Origin of the sequence: Mesorhizobium sp. M7A.F.Ca.US.014.04.1.1 (assembly GCF_003998745.1) — a bacterium.
Classification (GTDB): Bacteria; Pseudomonadota; Alphaproteobacteria; order Rhizobiales; family Rhizobiaceae; genus Mesorhizobium; species Mesorhizobium ciceri.
In genome coordinates this window covers 1-5,431 of sequence record NZ_RZRW01000403.1, presented here as the reverse complement: position 1 = coordinate 5,431, position 5,431 = coordinate 1, and the positions used below count along the sequence as shown (strand labels likewise).

General features: G+C 64.9%; 8 protein-coding genes. 7 read left to right on the top strand and 1 reads right to left on the bottom strand.

The annotated features are described in order from the left end of the window. The 3 genes from phnH to fosX all read left to right on the top strand — a co-directional run. On the top strand, positions 1–491 hold a 491-nt coding region (gene phnH / locus EOA22_RS23335), incomplete at its 5' end, for a phosphonate C-P lyase system protein PhnH (RefSeq protein WP_127390244.1). 1 nt (position 492) lies between these two features. After that, positions 493–1,605, top strand: coding sequence for a carbon-phosphorus lyase complex subunit PhnI (locus EOA22_RS23330; protein ID WP_063169034.1), 1,113 nt, complete (start codon positions 493–495; stop codon positions 1,603–1,605). Continuing rightward, positions 1,602–2,021: a FosX/FosE/FosI family fosfomycin resistance hydrolase gene (fosX, locus tag EOA22_RS23325; RefSeq protein ID WP_063169035.1), complete on the top strand. Its 420-nt coding sequence runs from the start codon at positions 1,602–1,604 to the stop codon at positions 2,019–2,021. Before EOA22_RS23330 ends, fosX begins: the two co-directional genes overlap by 4 nt. 2 nt (positions 2,022–2,023) lie before the next feature. Here fosX and EOA22_RS37745 read toward each other — a convergent pair whose 3' ends face one another. Further along, positions 2,024–2,233, bottom strand: a complete 210-nt coding sequence (locus EOA22_RS37745) for a hypothetical protein (RefSeq protein WP_063169036.1) — start codon at positions 2,231–2,233, stop codon at positions 2,024–2,026. Positions 2,234–2,298: 65 nt separating this feature from the next. Between EOA22_RS37745 and EOA22_RS23315 the strand changes: the two genes are divergently transcribed. The 4 genes from EOA22_RS23315 to EOA22_RS23295 all read left to right on the top strand — a co-directional run. After that, positions 2,299–3,198, top strand: coding sequence for an alpha-D-ribose 1-methylphosphonate 5-phosphate C-P-lyase PhnJ (locus EOA22_RS23315; protein WP_063170339.1), 900 nt, complete (start codon positions 2,299–2,301; stop codon positions 3,196–3,198). After that, complete coding sequence (phnK, locus tag EOA22_RS23310; RefSeq protein ID WP_013529518.1) at positions 3,195–3,971, top strand: phosphonate C-P lyase system protein PhnK; 777 nt, start codon at positions 3,195–3,197, stop codon at positions 3,969–3,971. Before EOA22_RS23315 ends, phnK begins: the two co-directional genes overlap by 4 nt. A gap of 208 nt (positions 3,972–4,179) precedes the next feature. Continuing rightward, complete coding sequence (gene phnL, locus EOA22_RS23300; RefSeq protein ID WP_063169037.1) at positions 4,180–4,887, top strand: phosphonate C-P lyase system protein PhnL; 708 nt, start codon at positions 4,180–4,182, stop codon at positions 4,885–4,887. After that, positions 4,884–5,431: DapH/DapD/GlmU-related protein (locus tag EOA22_RS23295; RefSeq protein WP_127390243.1), on the top strand; the 548-nt coding region annotated here is incomplete at its 3' end. The genes phnL and EOA22_RS23295, both read left to right, overlap by 4 nt.

Genomic DNA, 5,431 nt, shown 5'->3' with positions numbered 1-5,431 from the left:
CCTCCGCCCGCCCGCCGGTGCCGCTCTCGGCTACCGCCGGCGCCATCGCACTGGCGCTGTGCGACAATGACACGCCGCTCTGGCTCGACCCGGCTTTGCAGGCCTCCACCGCGATCAGATCGTGGCTTGGGTTCCATACCGGCGCGCCATTGGCCAACACACCGGCCGATGCGCATTTCGCCTTGGTCGCAGCACCTGCCGAGATGATGGCGCTCGATGGCTTTTCGCAGGGCACGCAGGATTATCCCGACCGCTCGACCACGCTGATCCTGCAGGTCAGCGATCTGGTCTCCGGCACGCCGCTATTGCTCGAAGGTCCCGGCATCGAAACCAGCGCCACGATCGCGCCGGCGCAGATGCCACGCCATTTCGTCGAGCAGTGGAAGCAGAATATCAAGCGCTTTCCGCGCGGCGTCGACATCATCCTCGCCACATCAGGCGGCATCGCCTGCCTACCGCGCACGACGCGCATCAAGACGATGGAGGCGTAAGATGTATGTCGCGGTAAAAGGTGGCGAAGCGGCAATCGCCAACGCCCACAGCCTGCTGGCCGACCGCCGGCGTGGCGACCGTTCGGTGCCCGCCCTTCGTCTCGACCAGATCGTCGAGCAGCTGGCGCTCGGCGTCGACCGGGTGATGAGCGAAGGCTCGCTCTATGATCGTGAACTGGCCGCGCTCGCCATCGTCCAGGCGCGCGGCGACATGATCGAGGCGATCTTCCTGGTGCGCGCCTACCGCACCACGCTGCCGCGCTTCGGCTACTCCAGGCCCATCGACACCGCCAACATGCTGGTCGAGCGGCGCGTCTCGGCGACCTACAAGGATCTGCCCGGCGGCCAGTTGCTCGGACCGACCTTCGACTACACCCACCGGCTGCTCGATCCCGAGCTTGCCGCCGGCGCCGATGTCGCCGAGCCCTTGCTGCGCGACACGGAAGCGCAAGCCATGCCGCGCGTCTCGGCGATCCTCGCCCGCGAAGGCTTGATCGAACCGGATGGCGACATGCCGCAGGATCATGTCCCCGGCGACATCACCCGCGAGCCGCTCGAATTCCCGATGGCGCGCGACATCCGCCTGCAGGCGCTGTCACGCGGCGATGAAGGGTTCCTGCTGGCGCTCGGCTATTCCACCCAGCGCGGCTATGCCCGCAACCACCCCTTCGTCGGCGAGATCCGCATCGGCGAAGTCGAGTTGGAGCTCGACGTGCCCGAACTGCCCTTCTCGGTGCCGCTCGGCACTGTCCGCGTCACCGAATGCCAGATGGTCAACCAGTTCAAAGGCTCGGCCAAGGCGCCGCCGCAATTCACCCGCGGCTACGGCCTGGTCTTCGGCCAGAGCGAACGCAAGGCGATGGCCGTGGCACTCTGCGACCGGGCGCTGCGCGCGAAGGAGCTCGGCGAGGATGTCGTCGCCGCGGCCCAGGACGAGGAGTTCGTCATCTCGCACTCCGACAATGTCCAGGCGACCGGCTTCGTCGAGCATCTGAAGCTGCCGCACTATGTCGATTTCCAGGCCGAACTCGATCTCGTGCGCCGCATGCGTGCCGAATATGACGCCCGCCAAAACCCCGTGAAGGTCGAAGAGAAGCGGGAGGCCGCGGAATGATCGAGGGCCTTTCCCACATGACCTTCATCGTCCGCGATCTCGAGCGGATGACCGAAATCCTCGAGGGCGTATTCGACGCACGCGAAGTCTATGTCAGCGACGCCAGGCAGTTCTCGCTGTCGCCCGAAAAATTCTTCCTGATCGGTGACATCTGGGTCGCCATCATGGAGGGCGAACCCTTGCCGGAGCGCAGCTACAACCACATCGCCTTCAAGATCGATGACGCCGATTTCGACCGCTATGCCGAGCGCATCGGCAGGCTCGGCCTCGACATGCGCCCGCCGCGCCCGCGCGTCGAGGGTGAAGGCCGCTCGATCTATTTCTACGACGAAGACAACCACATGTTCGAACTGCACACCGGCACGCTCAATGAGCGGCTGGCGCGCTATGCCAGGGGATCGGAGGCTGCGGAATGAATTTAGTGCCCGACGCCACCATGGCCGCCACCATCGTGGGAATGACCGCCATAGCCGTCATACCCGGAGTAATCACCATTGCCGACGCCCACGGACTCACCTTGAGAGCCTTCTTTGGGGCCGGGCAGAATCATGCGCCGAAGGAAGAAGAGAACGACGCCGGCGAACACCACCAACAGAATTCCGAGATGCATCCATCCGGTCGAGTTCATCTGAATTCGCCCCTGTATCCGCGTCCTGGACGCCAATTCGATAGCACAATGTGGATGTGATCGCCATGACCGACATCGCCACCTACAACTTCGCCTATCTCGACGAGCAGACCAAAAGGATGATCCGCCGGGCGATCCTCAAGGGCATCGCCATTCCCGGCTACCAGGTGCCGTTCGCTTCGCGCGAAATGCCGATGCCCTACGGCTGGGGCACCGGCGGCGTCCAGGTCACCGCTTCGATCATCGGCCCGGACGATGTGCTGAAGGTCATCGACCAGGGCGCCGACGACACCACCAATGCGGTGTCGATCCGCGCCTTCTTCAAGAAGGTCGCCAATGTCGCGGTGACGACCGACACTGCCAGCGCCACAATCATCCAGACCCGCCACCGCATTCCCGAGCATCCGCTGACGGCGGCCCAGGTGCTGGTCTACCAGGTGCCGATCCCCGAACCCCTGCGCTTCCTCGAACCGCGCGAGACCGAAACGCGCAAAATGCACGCGCTGGAGGAATATGGCCTCATGCACGTCAAGCTCTACGAGGACATCGCCAAGCACGGCCGCATCGCCACCACCTATGCCTATCCGGTCAAGGTCGAGGGCCGCTATGTGATGGACCCCTCGCCGACGCCGAAATTCGACAATCCCAAGATGCACCGCTCGCCGGCCCTGCAGCTGTTTGGCGCCGGCCGCGAAAAGCGCATCTACGCGGTGCCGCCTTTCACCGAAGTGGTCAGCCTCGACTTCGAGGATCATCCGTTCGAGGTCCAGACCTTCGACCAGCCCTGCGCGCTGTGCGCGGCCGAGAACGTCTATCTCGACGAAGTCATCCTCGACGACCATGGCGGCCACATGTTCGTCTGCTCCGACACGGACCATTGCGAGAAGCGGCGAGCGGACGGCTATCGCGGCCATCTTGCCCCGGAAAACCATCTTGCCTCGGGAACAAGGGAGCCGGCGCAATGACCGACGAACCGCTGCTGCGTGTCGCAGCACTTTCTAAATTCTACGGTTCGCGCGTCGGCTGCGACAACGTCTCCTTCGACCTGTGGCCGGGCGAAGTCCTGGCTGTCGTCGGCGAATCCGGCTCCGGCAAGACGACGCTGCTCAACTGCCTGTCGACCCGGCTGCTGCCGAGCTCCGGCACCGCCAGCTACCGCATGCGCGACGGCCAGTTCCGCGAGCTCTACCGCATGAGCGAGGCCGAGCGCCGCTTCCTGATGCGCACCGACTGGGGTTTTGTCCATCAGAACCCCGCCGACGGCCTGCGCATGACGGTGTCGGCGGGCGCCAATGTCGGCGAGCGGCTGATGGCGGTCGGCGACCGTCACTACGGCAGGATCCGCGCCACCGCCGTCGACTGGCTGTCGCGCGTCGAGATCGACGAGGACCGCATCGACGACGAGCCCCGCGCCTTTTCCGGCGGCATGCGCCAGCGCCTGCAGATTGCCCGCAACCTCGTCACCGGGCCGCGCCTGGTGTTCATGGATGAGCCAACAGGCGGCCTCGATGTCTCGGTGCAAGCCCGCCTGCTCGACCTGCTGCGTGGTCTGGTCACCGATCTCGGTCTGGCGGCCATCGTCGTCACCCACGACCTTGCCGTGGCGCGGCTCTTGTCGCAGCGCATGATGGTGATGAAGGACGGCCGCGTCGTCGAAAGCGGCCTCACCGACCGCGTGCTCGACGACCCGCGCGCGCCTTACACGCAATTGCTTGTTTCCTCGATTTTGCAGGTTTGACGATGGCGCCAAGGCACCCCCCTCTGGCCTGCCGGCCATCTCCCCCTCAAGGGGGGAGATTGGCTATCGTCCTCGGTTTCGCCACTCTCCAACGTTGCAGAACAAGCGCAACGAGAAAGCTGCCGATCTCCCCCCTTGAGGGGGAGATGCCTGGCAAGGCAGAGGGAGGCGTTGGCCCGCAAACGAACGACAATTGGAGGCCCTTCTGATGGCAACCCCCCTCGTTGTCTCCGACGTCGCCAAGAGTTTCACCATGCACCTGCGCGACGGCATCAAACTGCCTGTTGTCGCCGGTGTCTCGTTCTCGATCAGGGCTGGCGAATGCACCGTGCTCGGCGGTCCTTCCGGTGCCGGCAAGAGCTCGATCCTGAAGATGCTCTACGGCAACTACGCCGTCGACGAAGGCCAGATCATCGTCACGCATGATGATGGGCTGATCGACCTCGCCACCGCCAGCCCGCGCACCGTGCTGGCCATACGCCGGCAAACGATCGGCTATGTCAGCCAGTTCCTGCGCACCGTGCCGCGCGTCTCGGCGCTCGACGTCGTCGCCGAACCGCTGGTCGAGCGCGGCGAGAATCGCGAAGCCGCAAGGGACAAGGCGCGCGCCTTGCTGGCGCAGCTCAACCTGCCGGAGAAACTCTGGGCTTTGCCGCCTGCGACCTTCTCCGGCGGCGAGCAGCAGCGCGTCAACATCGCGCGCGGCTTCATCACCGAGCATCCGATCCTGCTGCTCGACGAGCCGACAGCCTCGCTCGATGCCAGGAACCGCGATGTCGTGATCGAACTCATCGCCGCCAAGAAGGCTGCAGGTGTCGCCCTGCTCGGCATCTTCCATGACCACGATGTACGCGAGGCGGTTGCCGACCGCATCATCGACGTCACCGCTTTCGCGCCCGGAAAAATCGCCGCATGACCAGGAAATTGTCCGAGACGCCGCTGGTCCACCCGACGGCGGATGTACAGAATTCGACGCTCGGCCGCTGGACCGAGATCGCCGACCGTAGCCGGGTCTCGGAAAGCGAACTTGGCGACTATTCCTACATGATGCAGGACTGCTCGGTCTGGTGTGCGACGATCGGCAAGTTCGCCAACATCGCGGCCAGCGTGCGCATCAACGCCACCAACCACCCGACCTGGCGGCCGACGCTGCATCACTTCACCTATCGCGCCTCGGACTACTGGGACGATGCCGAGCACGAGAGCGAATTCTTCGCCCAACGCCGCGCCAAGCGGGTCACCATCGGCCACGACACCTGGCTTGGTCACGGCTCGACCATCCTGCCCGGTGTCACCATCGGCGATGGCGCCGCGGTCGGCGCCGGCGCTGTCGTCTCGAAAGATGTAGCGCCCTATACGATCGTCGCCGGCGTGCCGGCAAAGCCGATCCGCGAGCGCTTCGATCGCCGCACGGCCGAACGCTACCAGGCGCTGGCCTGGTGGGACTGGGACCATGCAAG

Bases quoted from the DNA above. Each gene is read 5' to 3' on its own strand.
- EOA22_RS23315 (WP_063170339.1), top strand. From the start codon at position 2,299: ATGACCGACATCGCCACCTACAACTTCGCCTATCTCGACGAGCAGACC.
- fosX (WP_063169035.1), top strand. From the start codon at position 1,602: ATGATCGAGGGCCTTTCCCACATGACCTTCATCGTCCGCGATCTCGAG.
- phnL (WP_063169037.1), top strand. From the start codon at position 4,180: ATGGCAACCCCCCTCGTTGTCTCCGACGTCGCCAAGAGTTTCACCATG.
- EOA22_RS37745 (WP_063169036.1), bottom strand. From the start codon at position 2,233: ATGAACTCGACCGGATGGATGCATCTCGGAATTCTGTTGGTGGTGTTC.
- EOA22_RS23330 (WP_063169034.1), top strand. From the start codon at position 493: ATGTATGTCGCGGTAAAAGGTGGCGAAGCGGCAATCGCCAACGCCCAC.
- phnK (WP_013529518.1), top strand. From the start codon at position 3,195: ATGACCGACGAACCGCTGCTGCGTGTCGCAGCACTTTCTAAATTCTAC.